This is a genomic window from Archangium lansingense (assembly GCF_026626635.1).
Classification (GTDB): domain Bacteria; phylum Myxococcota; class Myxococcia; order Myxococcales; family Myxococcaceae; genus Archangium; species Archangium lansingense.
In genome coordinates this window covers 304,082-323,692 of record NZ_JAPNKA010000001.1, presented here as the reverse complement: position 1 = coordinate 323,692, position 19,611 = coordinate 304,082, and the positions used below count along the sequence as shown (strand labels likewise).

Below are 19,611 nucleotides of genomic sequence, written 5' to 3'. Positions count from 1 at the left end.
CGTGGGCCAGCTCATGAGACGAGTTCCAGGACTGGCTCGCCCGGGTGAAGTCCGCTTGAGGGAGAAGCCCCTCACTCCAACGACGGCCCCATATCCCCCGGCATCAACGCTTGCCGCGCCAGCGACACTGGCAGCCCCAGTTGCAGGAACCGGTCGTGGAAGTCGCGCAGCGAGAACGTCTGTCCCCTCGCCTCCAGGTACCTCTTGTAGTCCTCGCGCAGCTTCAGAATCTGCATCCGCCCCAGCGCGTAATAGAGATACGTCGGGTTGAACGTGCCCCGCTGCACCTCGCGCAGCGCCGGGAAGGGCTCGAAGTAGGCAATCTCCGCGTAGCGCTTCGCCGCCCCCTCCACCGACTCCCCAAAAGCGTGCATCGACAGGCCCGCGTGCCACCGCGCATGCCTTTGCAGCGCTCGCCGCAGTTGCCCCAGCCGCACCGCCGGGTCTCCCCCGCCGAAGCCCTCGTCCACCATCATCTGCTCCACGTAGTGCGCCCAGCCCTCCACCAAAGACGCGGGCGTGAACACCTTGCGCACCTCCGTCGGAATCCGAGCCTCGTACAGCAGCTGCACGAAGTGCCCCGGCATCCCCTCATGCACCGTGATGCCCAACAGCCCCGCTCGATTGAAGTACGTCAGGTGCTGCGCCTTCTGCTCCCCCGTCCACTCGGAGTCCACGTTGGTGATGTTGTAGAAGGCCTCCGTCGCTCGCGTCTCGAACGGTCCCGGCGTGTCCATCGACGCGAAGCCCATCCGCGCGTACGGCGGCGTCTCTCGCACCGTCGGCAACCGCTCCGAGGGCAACGTCAGCAGACCCTTCTCCGCCACGAACCGCTGGCACTCCTCCAATTGCTTGCGCGCCGTCGGGATCAGCTCCTCGGCCGTCGGGTGGTCGTGCACCAGCGCGTCCATCACCTCCACCGGTGACTTCATCGCGTCCACCCGCGCCGCCTCCTTCGCCACCCACTGCTGGTACTCCCGAATGGCTCGCTCGTTGATGTCCCGGAGCTGCTCGGCCGTCAGCTCCACATGCTCCTCCAGCGCGAGCTTCTTCTCGAAGAGCGCCTTCCCCAGCCGAAAGTCCCCATGGGCCTTCGGCAACAGCTCCTGCTCCTGCCACCGTACGAAGCCCTCCACCTCGGCCGTGGTCCGCGCCAGCGCAGCAGAGAACGCCTCACGCAACGTCGCATCCACCCGCGACAGGCCCTGGGCCTCCAGCGCCTTCGGCAAGTCCGAGCGCAAAAACCCCACCGTGCCACGCGTGTCACGCAGGCCCTGCTCGGCCCAGGGCTTCGGCACGTCGCGCAGGTTCGCCTTCGCCGCGGCCACCACCTCGGGAATCCGCTCCATCCGCGCCATCAGGCTCCGCACCCGCTCCTCCACCGGAGCGAACTCCCGCTGCGACAGCGACGAGAGGGCACTCGCGATGGCGCTGTTGTAGAGCATCGGATTGCGCCTCCAGCCACGCGCCTCCTCCAGCTCCAGCAACTCCGCGCGGATGGCGTTCTCCAGGATGCGCACGTCGAACACCGCATCCCCAGTAAGCGCCGCGCGGTCCAGCCGCGCCAGCCGCGCGAGCCACCCGTGCAGCTCCCGCGCCTGACGCTGGAAGGCCTCGGCCGACATGTCCTGCAGCCGTGAGTCGTACTGGTGCAGGCCCAGGTTCGTCGAGCGCACCGGGTGCGCGGCGTAGTACCAATCGAGGAACTCGCGAGCGAAACGAGCGTATTCAGCATCGGCGGGAGTGGGGGCCATGGCGGAAGCGGAAGCCGCCGGCCCAGGGCCCGTACGCGGAGCGCAGGCGGGGACCAGCAGCAGGGCGGCACAGCAGAGGGTGGCTCGAAGCATCACCCTCCCAGTCTCCATCCCCCGTATGCGGCAGGGAAGGCGCTCGGAGTGGACCCCATACAGCTTGCACACTCGACGCCTCTTCCTCCAGCCTCTCCCTCCATGAAACTCCACGTGCTGCTCGCCTCTGCCCTCCTCCTGCCCGCCTGTGCGGCGCGGAGAGTCTCGCCCACTCCAGAAGAGCCCACGACTCCACCAGCGGTCGCTCCCACGCCAGCCCCCACGGTAGCAACCCCCACCGGACTTCAGCGGGAGGTAGGCCCCATTGGCACGCCCCACCCCATCGTCTTCCAGCGGGCCGCCACGGACGGGCGCTGGGTCGTCGCCTGCCAGGCGCGCGAGGACACCAACGGCGATGGAGCGCTGGAGGTCCGCTTCGGCCAGCACGGAAACACGAGCGGTGACGCGCTCACCCCCTACTTGTTCCTCGAGCCCGGTGCGGGTGAGCCGCTCGACGACTTCCTCACCGCGGACCCGACCGACCGCTACCTCGTGGTGGCCCGCGGTGGCTCGCTCCGGCTGCTCGACACGTACACGCACACCGACACCGAGCTGGCCCCTCTCGAGGCCATCCCTGACAGCAACACGCCCGGCTCGCCCCTGCCCGTGTCCTTCTCCAGCGACGGCAAGCGCCTGCTCCTGGTGACGCTGACAGGGCAGGACAAGCGAGCCACGGCCTTCCTCATCAACCTCGAGAACGGCAGCAGGCAGGAGGTGCCACATGGCCCCGGAGTGCTGGGCTATGCCGAGCTCGACCCGGAAGGCCGGTGGGCAGTGCTCGGCGTCGTCACCCAGGACTCCGATGGAGATGGACAGCTCTCCTGGCCTCGAACGAGGACTTCGCTCTCGGCCAGATTCTGCCGGGGCCCCATCATGTCGTACGGCCGCTATGGCCGTGAGGGAGACTCGCCCACGTGGCTGCTGAGCCATGTGGACGGAGGCGAGCTCGCCCCCATCCAGGGCCTCCTCCAGGTGCTGGGAGACTCGGTGTTGCGCCAGGGCGAGCAGGGCGAGGTCTTCGTCGAGCAGGTCTCGGGCCAGCGCACCGAGTGGGTGCCCGCGAGCTGCCGCGCCAACGTCCTCTACGTGGATGCCGCACGGGAGCAGGTCCTGGTGGCCTGCACCGCGCAGGGCGAAGCGCTCGAGCTGCACGGGGCCCGCATCCACCAGCCGCTCGGGCTGTCCGCCGAGCGCTCCAGGAGGATTCCCTTCGCTGGCACTCCGCCCCGGCTGATACCAGTCACTCCCGCGTCCACCGCGGGCGGCGAGTCGTCCTCCCAGAGCGTGGTGGACCTGGAGACACGCACCGTGCATCCCGTAGGAGGCCAGGTGAAATACACTCAGGAGACCCGTGTCCTCGTGGCGCGCAACGCTGGCGCCGACGACAAGGACCGGCGCCTCTGGCTCGTGGACATCGCGAGTGGGGAGCAGCGCGAGCTCGGCACGCCGACCGAGTACGGGCTCGAGCTCGCGGGAAACCTCATCTATGTCGACGGCCTGCTGGTGGACATGAGCACCGGGCAGCTCGTCGGTCCGGTGAAGGGCGAGGTGCAGGCCCTCGACACCCAGGGGCGTGTGCTCCCCGACCACATTGGGCAAGGGCGGGCTCCCCTCGGGCCGCTCCAGTGGACTCCGGTCGTGCGCCCTCAATAAGTCCCGAGAAAGCCAGGGACACGGGCCTGGAGGGCAGCCGGGCGGGCCTGCCCCATAGGGCCGGATGCATCTCCGCGACCGGCTCCCGTCCAAGCCCGTGAATGCCATCTTCAACTTCCAGTCCCGAGCCCCCGCACGAGGAACGTGCGGGATGGGTCCTCCTGGGCTAAGGGTTCGCCTGCCTGATAGCCCGAGCACCGAGCAACCCCCAGGCCCGCTGGCTGGTGGAGGTACCGAGAGATGTCCGAACAGCAGCCGAAGAAGAAGCGCTGGCCCTATGTCCTGGGCGGCATCGTCCTGTTCCTGGTGGCGGCCGTAGCGGTGGCCCTGTGGCGGCTCGACGCCATCCTGCTCCAACAAGCCCGCGCCGAGGCCACGAAGCTCTCCCAGACACTCGGGCGGCCCGTGGAGGTGGGGGACATCTCCACCCAGCTCATCCCCCACCTGGGCGTCGAGGTGGAGAACGTGGTGGTGGGCGCCGCCGAGGGCGAGCAGGTGCCCCTGGCGGAGCTGAAGGGAATCGACGTGGCGGTAGCGGTCTGGCCCGCCATCACCTCGCGCGGCCAGGACCTCCAGGTGAAGAACGCCGAGGTATCCGGGCTCACCGTCAACGTCGTCCGGCTGCCGGACGGCACCACCAATCTCTCCCGGCTGCAGGAGAAGCTCGCTCAGCAGCAGCCGAAGGAGGAGGAGCCGCCTCCCGCCGAGGAGCAGCCAACGGACCTGTCGGCGGTGCGCGTGGACCGGGCGGCACTCACGGATGCGACCATCCGCTTCATCGACCGAGGCGGGGCCCAGGCGCGCGAGCTGGCCATCTCGGATCTCGATGTCGAGGTGAAGGATCTGCGCGCGGGCAAGCCGCTGGAGGTGGTGCTCCACGCCGCGGTGCTGGCGGAGAAGCAGAACTTCCACCTCACGCTGAACACGACGCCGCTGCCGGCCTCGCTCATCCCCGTGCCCGAGCGCGTGGTGCTCAAGTCCGAGCCCATTGACCTGGCGCCGCTGGGCCCCTTCCTCGGCCCGGAGATGGGGCTGCAGGCGGGCACACTGCAGGCGGACTGGACGGCGCAGCTCGGCGCGGCGGTGCCTGGCGGTGTCGGACCTACGAACCTCAAGGGTGGCCTGCGTGCGCAGGGCCTGCGCTTCGCCGGAACCGAGGGTGGCAAGGCGCTCGACGTGGTGCTGGACACCGACGTGACGGGCGACATGAACACGGGTGACCTGTCGCTCCAGAAGCTGCTGGTGGAGCTCGGCCCGGCACGCCTCACCGGCAAGGGCCAGGTGAAGGGACTGCTCACCGAGACGCCCGCCATGCAGGACTTCGAGCTGGTGGGGCAGAACCTCGACCCGGCGGTGCTGGCCGAGTATTACCCGCCGTTGCGCAAGCAGCTCGCCAACCAGATAGCGGGCCCCATCGGGCTGGTGGTGCGGGGCGGCGGCACTCAGGAGTCGCAGGCGCTGACGGCGGAGGTGGACCTGACGCCGGTGCGGCTGCGCATCCCCGAGCAGCTCTCCAAGGAGGCGGGCGCGCCCATGCGGCTGACGGCGCGGCTCACCGGCGCGGCGGCCAGCGGGGGCGCCATGCGCTTCGACGCGAAGACGGACCTGTCGGGCGTGGACATGCGGCCGGGGCTGCTCCTGGACAAGCGGCCCGGACAGACCTTCAAGGTGGACGCGGCGGGCACGTACCAGCCGGAGGGCGGCAAGCAGCCGCTGAAGGTGGACCTGAGCCGGCTGAGCGTGGCGCTGCTCGAGTACACGATGGCGGGCACGGCCTCGTACTCGCAGGCGGGCCAGGGCGCGAAGCAGACGATGGCGTTCGCCCTGGCGCTCGAGAGCCCGCGCCTCGACGTGGACGAGCTGATGATGACGGACGAGGAGGTGGCGGCCACGGCGGGCGGCACGCCGCAGGAGGAGGAGGAGGGGCCCTCGGATCCCAAGCGCTTCAACGGCATGCGCGGGGACATGTCGTTCAAGATTGGCGCGCTGCGGATGAACGAGATGGACCTGTCCAACATGGTGGCCCAGCTCAAGATGGTGGACGACCTCATCACCGTGGAGCGCTTCACCACGGGCATCTACGGGGGCACGGTGTCGGCGAGTGGCAGCTCGGTGCGGCTGGGGCCCGAGGCGGCCCAGCGGCCCTTCGAGCTGAAGGCGGAAGTGAAGGGCATGAACATGGCGCAGGCGCTGGCCCCGCGGGTGCCGCGCAAGGTGCTGGACGGGAAGTTCGACGGGCAGATGAACCTGTCGGGCGTGGGCTACGAGATGAAGAGTCTGCAGGATCGGCTCGCCGGGGCCATCGACGGCACCCTGCTGGGCGGGGCGTTCTCGGGCCTGGACATCCCGGCGGCGGTGTCTGGACCGCTGGTGAAGGCGCTGCCCTTCGCGGGCAAGGTGCTGGACAGTGATGGCGTGACCGAGCTGGCGGATCAGCTCCCGTTCGGAGTGACCATCAAGAACGGCGTGGCGCAGCTCTCCAAGCCCATCACCTGGACGAGGCCGGAGGCGGCGATGAGCTTCGACGGCGGCATCCGGCTGGACGGAACGCTGGACCTCGCGGGCACGGTGAACCTGGGGCCGCCGCTCATCGAGAAGATGACGATGGGCCGAGCGAAGCCGACCGACCCGGTGCCGGTGGCGGTGAAGCTGACGGGCAAGGCATGGAGCCCGGAGGTGACGGAGCTGGACGTGAAGCCGGCGGCGGTGGCCATCGCCAAGATGGCGGCGGCGAGCGCGGCGACGGAGCTGCTGGGCGAGAAGGGCAAGGAGGTGGGGAAGGTCATCACCGGCGGCACGGACGCGGCGAAGGAAGCGGCGCAGGCCGAGGCGGAGAAGCGGAAGAAGGAGCTGGAGGAGAAGGCGCGGCAGGAAGCAGAGGCCGCGCGCAAGAAGGCCGAGGAGGAAGCCAAGAAGCGCCTCCGCGGCATCTTCGGTCGCTAACCCGATTCACCGCAGTGTCACCCCTCCCTCACCCTGTCACTCCTCCCTCTCCCCCCGGGAGAGGGTCGGGGTGAGGGTACCCGGACCCGTATTCTGTCTCCTGGATGAGGGCTGGAGTGCGGGTATAAATCGGTGCAGCACCTGCCCCCCCTGTGGGTAGGAACGTCTTTTAGACACCGTCAAAGCAGAGGCAACAGATGGATTGGAAGGCGCTAGCCCCACACAAGCCGCTCGGAGGGGACGATCCTCTGCATGTTCCACGACCCATGGGCGATGGACGCCGCCTCGCATCGATGATGCGCGCAGGGCTCGGTCCTTTCGCGGTCGCTGGACCTGTTGGTAGCGGCAAGAGCACGGAGATAGCCACTGCCGCCGAGGAGTTGCGTCTTGGTGCCGAGTTCTTTGCGTTAGATCTCTCGCTGGATCAGGTCCTGAACATGCGGCAGATCACAGGTGCCGACCTTCTGTGGGTTCTTGGAGGATCAATATTTGAAGTGACCCGGACAAAGCTCCAATTGCAATTGGAGATACCGGATGAAGCACGCTCCCGAATGACCGGAAAGGCCCCCAGCCATCAAGGACATCTGGAGCCAGGTCCCTACCGCGACGCATTCCTGGCAGTGATTCGCGAGTTCAAGAAGAAGAGCCCTGCGTCTCAGGTCGCCATCTTGGTGGATGGACTAGAGAAGTGCCCGGAAGAACAAGCCCGTAGCGCGGTCCGAACCTTCCTTTCCTTGAAGGATGAGGTCGAGCTCGCGTTCGTCGTGCCCCCATCCCTGGTCATCGGACCCGCGAATGCCGAGTTGCTGAGTGAGCTGCGGGTCTTTCCCATCCGCCCCGTTCCAGTGATCGAACAGCAAGGGTCTCACTGGAAGGAGGGACGCCAGTTCCTCGCGGACATCTTCCGTCGTCGAATGGGAAAGGAGGACACGAACGTCGACGCCCTGAAGCCCCTCCTGGAAACAGCGGCCATTTCCAGCGGAGGACTCCCCCGAACCTTCCTCCAACTCATGAGGGATGCAGGAGGCTACGCCACGGTCGCCAACCGGGAACTGCCAACACGCGAAGATCTCGACAACGCCATGAGGGACCAGACCGACAGCCTCCGTCGGTTGCTGCGGGATGGAGACATGAAGGTAATGCGGGTGGCAGACGGCTCGGACGGCCTCGAAATCCCCATCGAGCGGCGCGTCCGGCTGCTGTCGCACGGCATTCTTCTCGAGAACGAAGTGGACGACAGGGTCATCGTGAAAATGCACCCCCTCCTCGCCCAGTCGGATGGGGAAGCGTTGTATGCGTGACGCCTCTGGGGCCCTCTGGAAGCTGGCCCGCACAAAGACTCCCATCGGGCTGGTCATCTATTCGGATTACGAGCAACGGAGCGAGCTCATCACGGAATTGGAGTTGCTCGCTCCGAGCGGCATCCAGGTGCTACGAGCCACAACGCTCGATGAGGCGCTCCCGCACCCCAGAGCGCTGGTCCTGCTCACTCCACCCGATGAGGGTGCAACCGTTATCGAGCTCGACGGGCGGCGCGAACATTTTGTGGAGCGACAAGTGCCGCTCCTTCTCTTCCTCCTTCGTGGAGGAGAAGGGCTCCGAGTGCTCGCCGATGCGCCTGGACTCGCGAGCTGGCTCAGCGGCAGCGAGGTCGAACCTGAGCGGTTGCAAAACATCGACGTCGCGGCAGAAACCAAAGCCTTCATCGAACGCACCGGAAAGAGCCCGGAGGCATGGCTCACAGCCTATGAGGCGGGTGAGCTTCCGGAGACATTCGAGAACATTCTGCTGACCCACCGGGCCCGGTTGTTGGGAGGCCCACCTTGAGGGGAAAGGGTGCCTGGGAAACCCGAGATACAGCAATCCGGAAAGGATTCGAGGAACTCGGCGCGAAACGCATCCATCACGGCAACGAACTTCGTGTCCGGCTCAAGCTGCTCGCGGACCGAGGATTCTGCGCGGGGCAAGCGGTTGGCTGGTTGACCCAGCAGAACCGGGATGGGCGTGCTTCGACATTCGTCTTCTCCTCCAACGCCGATGGGCAGGCGGGAGGTCATCCGGCGCTCCGGCTCAACAAGCTGAAGAGCCTTGATGAAGGAGCACTCCTGACAGTGGTCGTGGTCGTCGACCAGCGCACCACCAGAGTGAGCAGCTTCAGCATTGGAATCCAGGGCAAGGGACGAACAACCCAAGTGCCCTGGTATGCACGCGTCGACTTCACCGAAGCGCCAGCAGGCAAGGGCCCATGTGGGCATCCACTGCTCCATTGTCATGTCGGACAGAATCCAGACGCGACAGAAGAGCCGGAGATACGCGTACCTCATGCATGGATGAAGCCCGCCGAGGTGCTCGACTGGCTTCTGGCTACGGTCGACTCCAGCCTCGAACCTTAGAGGGAGTTCCCGCCTCACTGCGTCACGGATGGCATCCGGGTGGTATGCGCACCCGGTGCCACGGGCCCGCGCTGGCGCAGCAGGAACTCGCGGCGGAGCTCGAGCTTCGGCACGGTGCGCTGGAACACCTCCAGCCCCGCGTCGCTCAGCAGGCCCACGTTCACCACGTGCTTGCAGTAGCCCCAGTGCCCCGTATCCCAATACGGGATGCGCTCGTTGTACACGCCGCGCGCCCACTCGCCGGGAGACAGGTGGAACAGCTCCTCGTGGCGCTCGCCTCGGGCCTGGCCGCTCCACTCGAGCTGCCCCGGCATCCCCATCTTCCCGTAGTCGAGCAGCACCCGGACGCCCTCCTCCGAGCGCTCCACGCGGAAGGCCTCCACCTCGACGAAGGACTTGCCCTTGCGCACCTCCGTCCATTCCCGCCGCAGGAAGTGCCGCTGCTCGGAGAAATAGACGTGGTGCAGATGGAAGAGTGCGTCCCCGGCCCCGCTCCAGGCGTCCGGCAGCACACTCGCGATGGGCGTGGCGTTGCGCACCCGCGCCCCCGCTCCTCCCCGCGACTCCTTCGTCCACTCAGTCGTGAGCAGCTGGATGAACACGCCAGAGATGCGCGTGTCCGCGTGAGGAGAGCGTCTGCTTCGATGCCGGGCCATGGTGCGACTCCCAGACGGGGCGCGTATCCGCAATCGCCGAGGGGCCCCCTGCCCTCGTGATTTCCCGGGGTGCTACCCACCCGGCCATCCCCTTCAGGCGCAAGGTATATCGGCAACCACCGTAATCCCTGCAATCCCCCCCATGCTCAATCCCCGACGAAGCGGGCGATCAGCGTCGGAGGACCAACAGTGCACCCGCCAGCAGCAGCACGATTCCCACGGCCCGAGAAGCGGAAAAGGGCAGCTCGGGGTAGCCCACCAGCCCGAAGTGGTCGATGAGTGCGGCCGCGGCGAGCTGCCCCGCCACCAGCGCCGCGAAGAGGGCCGCCGCTCCGAGCCTCGGCGTGAGGAGCACCGTGCCCGTCACCAGCGTGGCCCCGATGAACCCGCCCACCCAGGCCCACCACGGGGCCTGCTTGGGCTCGGCCGTTTCACCGCGCGTGAGCAGCACGAGCACCAACAGTGCCACCGTGCCGAGGAAGAAGCTGACCAGGGAAGCCCGGTACGGACTGCCGAGCGCATCCCGAAGCCGGACGTTCATCCCCGCCTGCACGGGCAGGAGGGCCCCCATACCGAAGGCGATGGCGAACCAGAGCAGTTGCGCGCGGAGCATGGGCGCGGCGTATACCCTCGAATGCGCGCCTCAGGCCACGGCCGATCCGGGCGCAGATTGCCTCAGGACACTTCGCAGGTGCTCGCACAGTTTGGCGGTGCCGCGCACGGCCTCGGGGAAGCCCTCGCCGAAGGTCTGGAAGTTGTGGACCATCTCCGGCCACACCTCCAGGTGCGCCCTCACTCCTGCGGTGCGCGCCTTCTCAATGATGCGCACGCCGTCGTCGTGCTGCAACTCCGCGCTCCCCACGTGGACGAACAGCGGAGGCAGCCCGCGCAGGTCCGCGTACCACGGCGAGATGAGCGGATTGCGCACGTCCGCGTTGCCCACGTACCACTTCGCCCAGTGCAGCAGCATGCGCTTGTCGCCCCAGTCGAAGCGCTCGTGCGCCACCACGCTCTCCCCGCTGCACTCGAGGTCCACCCAGGGCGCGATGAGCACCGCCCCCGCCGGCAGCGGCACGCCCGCATCGCGCAGCGACACCAGCGCAGCGATGGCCAGCCCTCCTCCCGCCGAGTCCCCGCAGAACGCTACCTGCTCCGGCTTCACCCCGGTGGACAGCAGCCAGCGGTACGCGGCCACCGTGTCCTCGACAGGCGCGGGGAAGGGGTGCTCGGGCGCCAGCCGGTAGTTGAGCCCCAGCACCCGCGCCCCCGTGCCCAGCGCAATCCGCGCGATGAGGTCCCCATGCGTGCGCGTGGAGCCGAAGACGTAGGAGCCTCCGTGCAGGTACAGCACCACGTTGTCGCTGGCGCCCTCACGGGGGATGAACCACTCCGCGGGCACGCCCCCCGCGTCCACCGGCTCGCGCCGCACCCGCTTCAGCGCGGACGAGGGCATGGACATCTGCTCCATCTCCGCTCGCTGCGTGGCTGCGTCGAGGTGGATGACGCGCTCGTTGGTCGCCCTCATGAAGGCCACCGTGGCCTCGAACTTGAAACTCCACCCGGGCCGCAGCGGGCCGTGCTTCAGGCGCCGCGCCGCCGTCGTGAAGCTCGCGCCCATCAGCGTCGACAGGATGGTGAGCATTCCCATGTGTTTCCCCCTGGTGGACGTACTGTGCACCAGGTGGGCACGGTGGGGCGAACGGGATGGAGCCCGGGGTGCCCGCTACCCTCACCCCGACCCTCTCCCGGGGGGCGAGGGAGGAAGGGAGAGCTGCTCCAGCAACGTCCGCGCCTCCGAGAGGTCGACGGAGTCCACGCCCACCTCGAACCGGGTGAGGACTCGCGCCAGGAGCCTCCGCGCCACCTCCGGCCGCCCCGTGTCCCCCAGCAGCCGGCCCAGGCCCACCGTCGAGCGCAGCTCGAAGAGGAGGGCCCCCTGCTCGCGAGCGACAGCGAGGGCACGGAAGAAGTCATACTGGGCTTCGCGCTCCCGCCCGCTGGCACGCAGCAGCTCTCCGCGCAGGCGGCGCAGCTCGGCCTCGTTACCGCGCTCGCCTGTCTCCCGCGCCTCGCTCAGCGCTTCGTGCACCGCCCCCAGGCCCTCACTGAGCTGACCCAGCTTCAAGTGGACCGCCGCGAGCACGCCGAGGTAGTAGGTCATCATGAATCGGGCTCCACTCCCTCGCCAGCGCGCGATCTCCTGCCGGATGAGCTTCAGCCCCTCGCGCGGCTGCCCCAATTCGGCCAGGGTCCACCCCTGGATGACTCTCGCCCACGCCTGCCACAGCCAGTAGCTGCGCTCGCTGGAAATGGTGACGGCCTCCTCCGCACACCGAGAGGCCTCCTGGACCTCCCGGCGGCCCTGGCAGGCCAGGGCCGTGAACGTCAGGATCAGAGCCGTGGTGTGTGGATGGTCGATGCACCGGGCCTGATCCAGCGCCTCGCGGCCGTACCGCCGGGCCTGCTCCAGCCGCCCCAAGGCCGAAAGGCTCATCGAGGCGAAGGACAGGAGCCCCGCTGGGGAGAGCGTAAACTGACCCGCCACCGTCAGCTTCCAGTTCTGCTCGAGGCCGGAGCGCACGCAGGCCAGCGCGCGCTCGTTGGACTCGTGCGCGAGCCGGAATCGTCCCTGGCAGCCCAAATTGGACGCCATCATCTGATGGCCCATGGCCAGCAGCGAGAGGCTCTCCTGGCGCTCTCCCTGGCGCACCACCCGCTCGGCCAGCTCGCAAGCCAGGGAGTACTCCGCCCGCATCTGGTGGTAGTCGTGGAGGCTCCAGATACCCAGCTCGAGCAGAGGTGGGAAATCGTCCATCTGCCGCACCAGTTCCAGCGCTCGTGCCTGCGTCCTCGCGGCTTCCGGCGAGTCGAAGCCCTGCACATGCGCCAGGGAGAAACCCCGACCGGCCAACACCATCAACTCCACCACCGGGTGCCGTTCGGCCTCTGGCAGCTCGCGCAGCAGTTCCTGCGCCCGGGTGAGGTGTGTCACCGCTTCCAGGTTGGCCGTGCGCTGGAGGGCGAGGTTCCCGGCCTGGCACCAGTAGGGGATGGCCAGTGCAGGAGCCCCCGCCTCCGTATGGTGGTGTGCGAGCACCTCGGGCCTCGCCTGCACCACCGTGGGGAAGCGCTCCGCCAGCACCCACGCGATTCTCCGGTGATGCTGCCTGCGCTCGCCGCGCGGCAGGGACTGGTACGCCGCCTCCTGGAAGAGCGCGTGCCGGAACTGGTACCCGGGATCGCCTGCCCCTTCCCGCTCCTCCCGCAGCAGCCCCGCCTCCACCAGTCCCGCCAACTCGCGCCGCAAGTCCGAGGACTCGCGCTCCGCGACCGACGCGAGCATCCTCCATGAGAAGTCCCGCCCCACCACCGCACACAGCTGGGCCAAGGCCTTCTGCCGTGAGGGCAGCAGGTCCAAGCGCGCCAGCAGCAGCTCGTGCAGGGTGGCCGGGATGGACGCCACCTCTCCTCCCTCAAGCACCCTGCGCGTCATCTCCTCGATGAAGAGGGGAATCCCGTCCGTCTTCCCCACCAGCTCCCGCACCCTCTCCTCCGGAAGGGGCGTACCGCGGGCCACCTCCTTCACCAGCTCCGCCGCGAGCCCGGACGGCAGGCGCTCCAGGGTGAATCGGTGGAGCCAGGGGTGGGAAGGCCAGGAGGGCTGGAACTCGGGACGGGCGCTGAGGACGACGAGCAGGCGCGCGCCCTCGACGCGCTCGAACAGGGTGCCGAGCAACTCGAGCCAGGAGGAGTCCGCCCAATGCAAGTCTTCGACAGCGAAGAGCACCGGGCGCTGCCTCGCCACATGCAGGAGCAGGTCCACCAGCGCCGCATACGTCTCTTCCCGCCGCCGCTCGGGTGTGAGCCGGTACACCGGAGAACCCTGGGGGACGGGCAGCGAGAGAAGCAGTCCCAGCAGCGGCACGTCCTTCTCGGGCAGGCCCATCGTGCCCAACTGTGCCTCCAACTCCTCCAGGTGCCGCTGGGGCGTGCCCTCCGGGGAGAACCGGAGCAGGCGCTGGAGAACCTCGGCAACCGGAGGGAGTACGCTGGCGCCGAGCCTGGACCAGCACTGGAACTGCAAGCGCGTGGCGGTCTCCGCGGGCACCCGCTCGCGCAACTCCTGAAGGAGACGGGACTTGCCGATGCCCGCTTCGCCGCGGACCAGGACGAAGGCGCCCCGACCCTCGCGGGCCTCGTCCCAGAGCGTCAGCAGGTGCCCCAGCTCGTGCTCACGTCCCACCAGCGGCGTGAGGCCACCGGCCACCAGCGTCCGCTCGAAGCGCACCCGCACCTCCCGCTCGCGCAGCACGCGGTGGACATCCATACGCGCCAGCCCGGCCCATCCCGTGAAGTCACGAGGGCCGAGGGCCTCCGTCTCGAAGGCCCCACGCACCTGCCTCCAGAGCGTCTCGCCGACGAGCACCTCCCCGGGCCCGGCCTGGCTCGCGAGCCGGGACACCACCCTCGGCGCGTTACCTTGAAGGGTACGTGTGTCCAGGCCCACCCGGTCCGTGTGCAGGCCCACCCTCGCCTTCAGCCCGGAGAGGGACAGGTGCGGCAGCTTCCGCTGGAGCGTCTCCGGCAGGCCCTGGGCCAGGAGCAGTGCGGCGCGCACGGCCCGCTCCGAGTCGTCCTCCCGCACCTGGGGGCAGCCGAAACAGGCGAACACCTCGCCACTCATGTACAGGTTGACGCTGCCTCCGTGCCGCTGGATGACCTCCGCACAGCTCTGCTGGAAGGCCGCCTCCAGTTCGCCCACGTCCTCGGAATCCAGCCGTTCCGCGAGCCTGGAGAGACCCCTGAGCTGGCAGGAGAGCAGCACCAACTGCCGCCGCTGCTGGCTCTTGGGTCCCGCCTCCTCGAAGCCGGGACCCGCGAGGCGCGCCCGCAGCTCGCGCAATTCGTGCCGGAGTTCCCGCGCCGTGGGGAAGCGCCGGTCCAGGTCCTTGGCCAGCGCCGTGGCCAGGAGTGCCTCTACCTCCGGTGGCACCTCCGGGTTGCGCGCGCGCACCAGGGGCGCTGGCTCCTCCGACAGCACCCGCTCGCGCAACTCCGCCACCGTGGCACCAGCGAAGGGCAGCCCTCCCGTGAGCATCTCGTAGAGCACCACGCCCGCTGCCCAGATGTCGGTGCGCGCACCCTGCGTCTCGCCCCGCCACTGCTCCGGTGCCATGTACGCAGGCGTCCCCGCCGTGAGCAGGTGCGGTGCGTTCTCCGCACTGGCCAGGGTGAGATGGGACAGGCCGAAGTCCAGCAGCTTCACCGTCCCCTCGCGGGTGAGGAAGACGTTGCCCGGCTTGAGGTCTCGGTGGACGAGGCCCCGCTCGTGCGCGTGCGCCAGCCCCGCGCAGATGCCGTCCAGTACCTCCAGCGCGCGCCCCACCTCCAGCCGCCCCCGCTTGAGCAGCGCGGCGAGCGACTCTCCCTCCAGGCACTCCATCACCAGGAAGGGCACACCCGGCGCCTCCGGGATGCCGCTCCACTCGGCCACGTCGAAGATGCGGACGATGTTCTCATGGTCCAACCGGGCCACCGCCCGCGCCTCGGCGAGCGCCTCCGCCTCGAAACCCGGACGCGGCAGCAGGAACTTGAGCGCCACCTCCCGCCGCAGCGTCTCGTCGCGAGCACGGAACACCTGGCCCATCCCTCCGCCGCCCATCCACTCGAGCACCTCGTAACGTCGGCCGTCCAGGCCCCCGAGCACCTCTCCGGGCAGCGGCAATACAGGCAACGGCTCGGACTGCCCCAGCTCCCGCAGGAAGGAGTCCTCGAAGTCCGAGGCTCCCGAGGTTTCACCCCCACTCATGGGCAGCGCCCCGTCCTCGCCCTCCTGCATGGCATCCCTGCTCATCCCGTGCTCCGGTGGCGCCACCGCCTCGTCTCCGCCAGTGGTCTCTTCCGAGGGTTGAACCCGGGAGCCCCGGATGTGACTCCGGGATTCAACCTGGGATTCTCGATACCCTCACCCCGTCCCTCTCCCGGGGGGAGAGGGGAAGTTGTTCCAGCAACGCCCTTGCATCCGAGAGATCGACTGAGTCCACGTCCGGCTCGAATTGCTCGAGGACTCGCGCCAGGAGCCTCCCCGCCACCTCCGGCCGGCCCGTGTCTCTCAGCAGTCGGCCCAGTCTCACCGTCGCGCGCAGTTCGTAGAGGAGCGCTCCCTGCTCCCGGGCCATGGCGAGGGCACGGAAGAAGGCACTCCGCGCCTCGCGCTCCCGCCCCTCGACGCGCAGCAACTCTCCGCGCAGGCGGAGCAGCTCGGGCTCGGCGCCGAACATTCCCTTCTCCCGCACCATGCCCAAGGCCTCGTCCACCGTCCTCAGCCCCTCGCCGGCCTGACCCAGCTTCAGGTGGACATGCGCGAGCAACACAAGGCAGTAGAGCAGTAGGTCCTGACGCCCCAGGGCTCTGCAGCGTGAGACCTGCTGTTGCACGAGCATCAGACCCTCTCGAGGCTGCCCCTGCTCGGCCAGGTACCTACCCCAGGTGGCCTTCGTCCACACCGGCCAGATCCAATCGCCGTGCTCGCCGGGGATGGCGCGGGCCTCGTCCATCAACCTCAGGGCTTCCTGGATGTCCCAGCGGCTCACGGCGGCCCAGCATGCGTAGACCAGCACCACGCACAGGAAGAGGGGTTCGCCAATGCTCCGGGCCAGGGACAGCGCCTCCCGCCCGGACTCCCGGGCCTGCTCCAGCCTGCCTGACGCCGATTGGATGATGGAAGCATGGGCCAGCAACCTCGCCAACAACCTCCCCCGGTGCGCCTCGGGGATGGAGCGCGCACAGGCCATCGCGCGCGCGTTGGACTCCAGCGCGGACCGCACATGGCCCCTGGAACTCAACACGAGCGCCCTCATCCCATGGCCCATGGCGAGCAGTTCCGGGCTTCGCTGGTGCTCTCCCTCGCGCACCACTTTCTCGGCCAGCTCGTGGCACAAGGGCAATTCAGCTCGGTGCCGGTGAAACGCGAAGAGGTCCCAGAGGCTCGATTCGAGCTGGGGCGTGAGCTCATCCATCCGCCGCACCAGCGCCCAGGCCCGCGCATACGTCCGCGCCACTTCCGGCGAGCCGAACCCGTACAGCACTGATTGGGCGTAGCCCAGGCCCATCAACAGCAGCTGCAGCTCCTGGACAGGGTGGAGGGGCTCCGGCAGGCTGCTCAGCAGTGCCTGCGCCCGCGAGAGGTACCCCACCATTTCCGGCATGGCCAGGCGCTTGAAGGCGAGTGTCCCGGCCTGGCTCCAGAAGGGAATGGCCAGCGCGGGCTCTCCCGCCTCCGTGTAGTGGTAGGCGAGCACCTCGGGCCTTGCCTCCACCACCGCGGGGAAGCGCGCCACCAGCACTCGCGCGAGGTGCTGGTGATGCTGTCTCCTCTCGCTGCGCGGCAGGGATTGGTACGCCGCCTCCTGGAAGAGCACGTGCCGGAACTGGTACCCGGGATCGCCCGCCCCTTCCCGCTCCTCCCGCAGCAGCCCCGCCTCCACCAGTCCCGCCAACTCGCGCCGCAGGTCCGAGGGCTCTCGCTCCGTGAACGCCGCGAGCATCTCCCATGAGAAGTCCCGCCCCACCACCGCACAGAGTCGGGCCAGCGCCTTCTGCCGTGAGGGCAGCAGGTCCAACCGCGACAGCAGCAGCTCCTGCAGGGTCACCGGGATGGACGCCACCATCCCTCCCTCCAGCACCCTGCGCGTCATCTCTTCGATGAAGAGGGGAATCCCATCCGTCTTCCCCACCAGCTCCCGCACCGTCTCCTCCAGCAGCGGCGCACCGCGGGCCACCTCCTTCACCAGGGCCGTCGCCTGCCCCGGCGGCAGCCGCTCCAGGGTGAGCCGGTGGAGCCAGGGGTGGGAGGGCCAGGAGGGCTGGAACTCCGGACGGGCGCTGAGCACCACGAGGAGGCGCGCGCCCTCGATATGCTCGAGCAGGGTTGTGAGGAACGCGAGCCAGGTGGAGTCCGCCCAGTGCAGATCCTCGACGGCGAGAAGCACCGGGCGCTGCCTTGCCATACGCAGGAGCAGGTCCTCCAGGGCCTCCTCCGTCTTTTCCCGCTGCCGCGCGGGGGAGAGCCGATACACCGGGGACCCCTCGGGGACGGGCAGCAAGAGGAGCAGCCCCAGGAGCTGCACATGCTCCTCGGACAGGCCCATCGCGCCGAGCTGCGCCTCCATCTCCTCCAGGTGCCGCTGGGGCGTGCCCCCGGGAGAGAACTGGAGGAGGTGCTGGAGCCCCTCTGCAACCGGAGGGAACACGCTGGCGCCGGACCTGTACCAACACTGGAACCGCAAGCGCGTGGCGGTCTCGGCGGGCACACGCTCGCGGAGCTCCTGGAGGAGGCGGGACTTACCGATGCCCGCTTCACCGCGGAGCAGGACGAAGGCACCGTGCCCCTCGCGAGCCCTGGCCCAGAGCGCCAGGAGCTGCCCCAGCTCGCGCTCACGCCCCACCAGCGGCGTGAGGCCACCCGCCACCAGCGTCCGCTCGAAGCGCACGCACACCTCCCGCTCGCGCAGCACGCGGTGGACCTCCGAGCGTACCGGCCCCGCCAGGCCCGTGAAGTCACGAGGGCCGAGGCGCTCCGTCTCGAAGGCCCCGCGCACCAGCCGCCACGCCGCCTCGCTGGCGAGTACCTCCCCGGGCCCGGCCTGACCCGCGAGCCAGGACGCCACGCGCGGGGCCTCGCCCTGCATGGCGCGCAGGTCCAGCAGCATCCGGTCCGTGTGGAGGCCCACCTTCGCGCCCAACCCCGGGAGGGACAGGTGCGGCAGCCTCTGCTGGAGTAGCTCGGGGATGGCGTGGGCCAGGTGCAACGCCGCGCGCACCGCCTGCTCCGAGTCATCCTCCCGCACCCGCGGGCAGCCGAAACAGGCGAACACCTCGCTGCCCAGGGACAGAGTTCTGCCGCCGTGCTGCCGGATGACCTCCGCACAGCTCTGCTGGAAGGCCACCTCCAGCTCGCCCAGGTCCTCGGCATCCATCCGCCCCACCAGCCCGGAGAGGCCCGTGAGCTGGCAGCAGAGCAGGACCAGATGCCGGAGTTGCCGGCTCACCGGCTCCGGCTCCTCGACTCCAGGACCCGCGAGGCGTGCCCGCAGTTCATGCACCTCCCGCCGAAACTCACGTGCCGAGGGGAAGCGCCGGGCCGGGTCCTTGGCCAGAGCGGTGGCCAGCAGCGACTCCACCTCCGGTGGCACCTCCGGGTTGCGCGCTCGCACCGGGGGCGCTGGCTCCTCCGAGGTCACCCGCCCGCGCAACTCCTCCAGCGAGCCCCCCGCGAAGGGGGGCCCTCCCGAGAGCATCTCGTAGAGCAGCACACCCGCCGCCCAGATGTCGGTACGCGCGTCCTGCGCCTCTCCCCGCCACTGCTCCGGCGCCATGTACGCGGGCGTTCCCACCATGGCCAGGTGTGGCGCGCTCTCGGTGCTGGCCACCATCAGGTGCGCGAGGCCGAAGTCCAGCAGCTTCACCGTCCCCTCCCGGGTGAGGAAGACGTTGCCCGGCTTGAGGTCGCGGTGGACGATGCCCCGCTCGTGCGCGTGCACCAGGCCCGCGCAGATGGCCTCCAGCACCTCCAGCGCACGCTCCACTTCCATGTGTCCCCGCTTCAGCAGCGCGTCGAGCGACTCTCCCTCCAGGAACTCCATCACCAGGAAGGGCACGCCCGGCGCTCCTGGGCTGCCGCGCCACTCGGCCACGTCGAAGATGCGGACGATGTTCTCCTGGTCCAACCGGGCCACCGCCCGCGCCTCGGCGAGCGCCTCCGCCTCGAGGCCCGGACGCGGAAGCAGGAACTTGAGCGCCACCTCGCGCCGCAGTGTTTCGTCGCGCGCACGGAATACCTGGCCCATTCCCCCGCCGCCCATCCACTCGAGCACCTCGTACCGCCGGCCGTCCGGGCCGCCGAGCGCCTCTCCAGGCCTCGGCAGGAGAGGCAATGGCTCGGAGCGGCTTACCTCCCGCAGGAAGGAGTCCTCGAAGTCCGAAGCCCCCGAGGATTCATACCCGCTCGTGGACAGGCCCCCGTGCTCGCCCTCCTGCGTGGCTTCCCTGCTCATCCCGTGCTCCGGTCCCCTCTAAGGGTTGAACCAGAGAGCCCCAGATGTGACTCCGGGATTCAAC

The 19,611-nt window shown here is 69.0% G+C and carries 11 protein-coding genes; 5 read left to right on the top strand and 6 right to left on the bottom strand.

Translation table 11 applies throughout. The annotated features are described in order from the left end of the window. Positions 1-71 precede the first annotated feature (71 nt). A complete protein-coding gene (locus OV287_RS01215) occupies positions 72-1,847 on the bottom strand; it encodes a DUF885 domain-containing protein (protein WP_267532108.1) in 1,776 nt (591 codons plus the stop codon). A 114-nt stretch (positions 1,848-1,961) separates the two neighbouring features. Between OV287_RS01215 and OV287_RS01210 the strand changes: the two genes are divergently transcribed. The 5 genes from OV287_RS01210 (at position 1,962) to OV287_RS01190 (ending at position 8,836) form a co-directional block, all read left to right on the top strand. Then, positions 1,962-3,500 carry a hypothetical protein gene (locus OV287_RS01210; protein ID WP_267532107.1) on the top strand — a complete coding sequence of 513 codons (1,539 nt, stop codon included), beginning with the start codon at positions 1,962-1,964 and terminating at the stop codon, positions 3,498-3,500. A gap of 240 nt (positions 3,501-3,740) precedes the next feature. Continuing rightward, positions 3,741-6,443, top strand: a complete 2,703-nt coding sequence (locus OV287_RS01205) for an AsmA family protein (protein ID WP_267532106.1) — start codon at positions 3,741-3,743, stop codon at positions 6,441-6,443. Positions 6,444-6,640: 197 nt separating this feature from the next. Continuing rightward, positions 6,641-7,744, top strand: coding sequence for a hypothetical protein (locus tag OV287_RS01200; protein WP_267532105.1), 1,104 nt, complete (start codon positions 6,641-6,643; stop codon positions 7,742-7,744). Then, entirely contained in the window at positions 7,737-8,270 is a 534-nt protein-coding gene (locus OV287_RS01195; RefSeq protein WP_267532104.1) for a hypothetical protein, read from the top strand. The genes OV287_RS01200 and OV287_RS01195 overlap by 8 nt, the downstream gene beginning before the upstream one ends. After that, positions 8,267-8,836: a hypothetical protein gene (locus tag OV287_RS01190; RefSeq protein WP_267532103.1), complete on the top strand. Its 570-nt coding sequence runs from the start codon at positions 8,267-8,269 to the stop codon at positions 8,834-8,836. Before OV287_RS01195 ends, OV287_RS01190 begins: the two co-directional genes overlap by 4 nt. Before the next feature lie 14 nt (positions 8,837-8,850). Here OV287_RS01190 and OV287_RS01185 read toward each other — a convergent pair whose 3' ends face one another. The 5 genes from OV287_RS01185 to OV287_RS01165 form a co-directional block, all read right to left on the bottom strand. Further along, complete coding sequence (locus tag OV287_RS01185) at positions 8,851-9,492, bottom strand: hypothetical protein (protein ID WP_267532102.1); 642 nt, start codon at positions 9,490-9,492, stop codon at positions 8,851-8,853. 169 nt (positions 9,493-9,661) lie between these two features. Next, positions 9,662-10,105, bottom strand: a complete 444-nt coding sequence (locus OV287_RS01180) for a DMT family transporter (RefSeq protein WP_267532101.1) — start codon at positions 10,103-10,105, stop codon at positions 9,662-9,664. A 30-nt stretch (positions 10,106-10,135) separates the two neighbouring features. Then, on the bottom strand, positions 10,136-11,140 hold the full coding sequence (locus tag OV287_RS01175) for an alpha/beta hydrolase (RefSeq protein ID WP_267532100.1): 1,005 nt from the start codon (positions 11,138-11,140) through the stop codon (positions 10,136-10,138). An 81-nt stretch (positions 11,141-11,221) separates the two neighbouring features. Further along, positions 11,222-15,346: a protein kinase domain-containing protein gene (locus OV287_RS01170; RefSeq protein WP_267532099.1), complete on the bottom strand. Its 4,125-nt coding sequence runs from the start codon at positions 15,344-15,346 to the stop codon at positions 11,222-11,224. Between the two features lie 88 nt (positions 15,347-15,434). Beyond that, positions 15,435-19,547, bottom strand: coding sequence for a protein kinase domain-containing protein (locus tag OV287_RS01165; protein WP_267532098.1), 4,113 nt, complete (start codon positions 19,545-19,547; stop codon positions 15,435-15,437). Positions 19,548-19,611: the final 64 nt, after the last annotated feature.

Bases quoted from the DNA above. Each gene is read 5' to 3' on its own strand.
- OV287_RS01180 (WP_267532101.1), bottom strand. From the start codon at position 10,105: ATGCTCCGCGCGCAACTGCTCTGGTTCGCCATCGCCTTCGGTATGGGG.
- OV287_RS01170 (WP_267532099.1), bottom strand. From the start codon at position 15,346: ATGAGCAGGGATGCCATGCAGGAGGGCGAGGACGGGGCGCTGCCCATG.
- OV287_RS01195 (WP_267532104.1), top strand. From the start codon at position 7,737: ATGCGTGACGCCTCTGGGGCCCTCTGGAAGCTGGCCCGCACAAAGACT.
- OV287_RS01165 (WP_267532098.1), bottom strand. From the start codon at position 19,547: ATGAGCAGGGAAGCCACGCAGGAGGGCGAGCACGGGGGCCTGTCCACG.
- OV287_RS01200 (WP_267532105.1), top strand. From the start codon at position 6,641: ATGGATTGGAAGGCGCTAGCCCCACACAAGCCGCTCGGAGGGGACGAT.
- OV287_RS01175 (WP_267532100.1), bottom strand. From the start codon at position 11,140: ATGGGAATGCTCACCATCCTGTCGACGCTGATGGGCGCGAGCTTCACG.
- OV287_RS01215 (WP_267532108.1), bottom strand. From the start codon at position 1,847: ATGCTTCGAGCCACCCTCTGCTGTGCCGCCCTGCTGCTGGTCCCCGCC.
- OV287_RS01205 (WP_267532106.1), top strand. From the start codon at position 3,741: ATGTCCGAACAGCAGCCGAAGAAGAAGCGCTGGCCCTATGTCCTGGGC.
- OV287_RS01185 (WP_267532102.1), bottom strand. From the start codon at position 9,492: ATGGCCCGGCATCGAAGCAGACGCTCTCCTCACGCGGACACGCGCATC.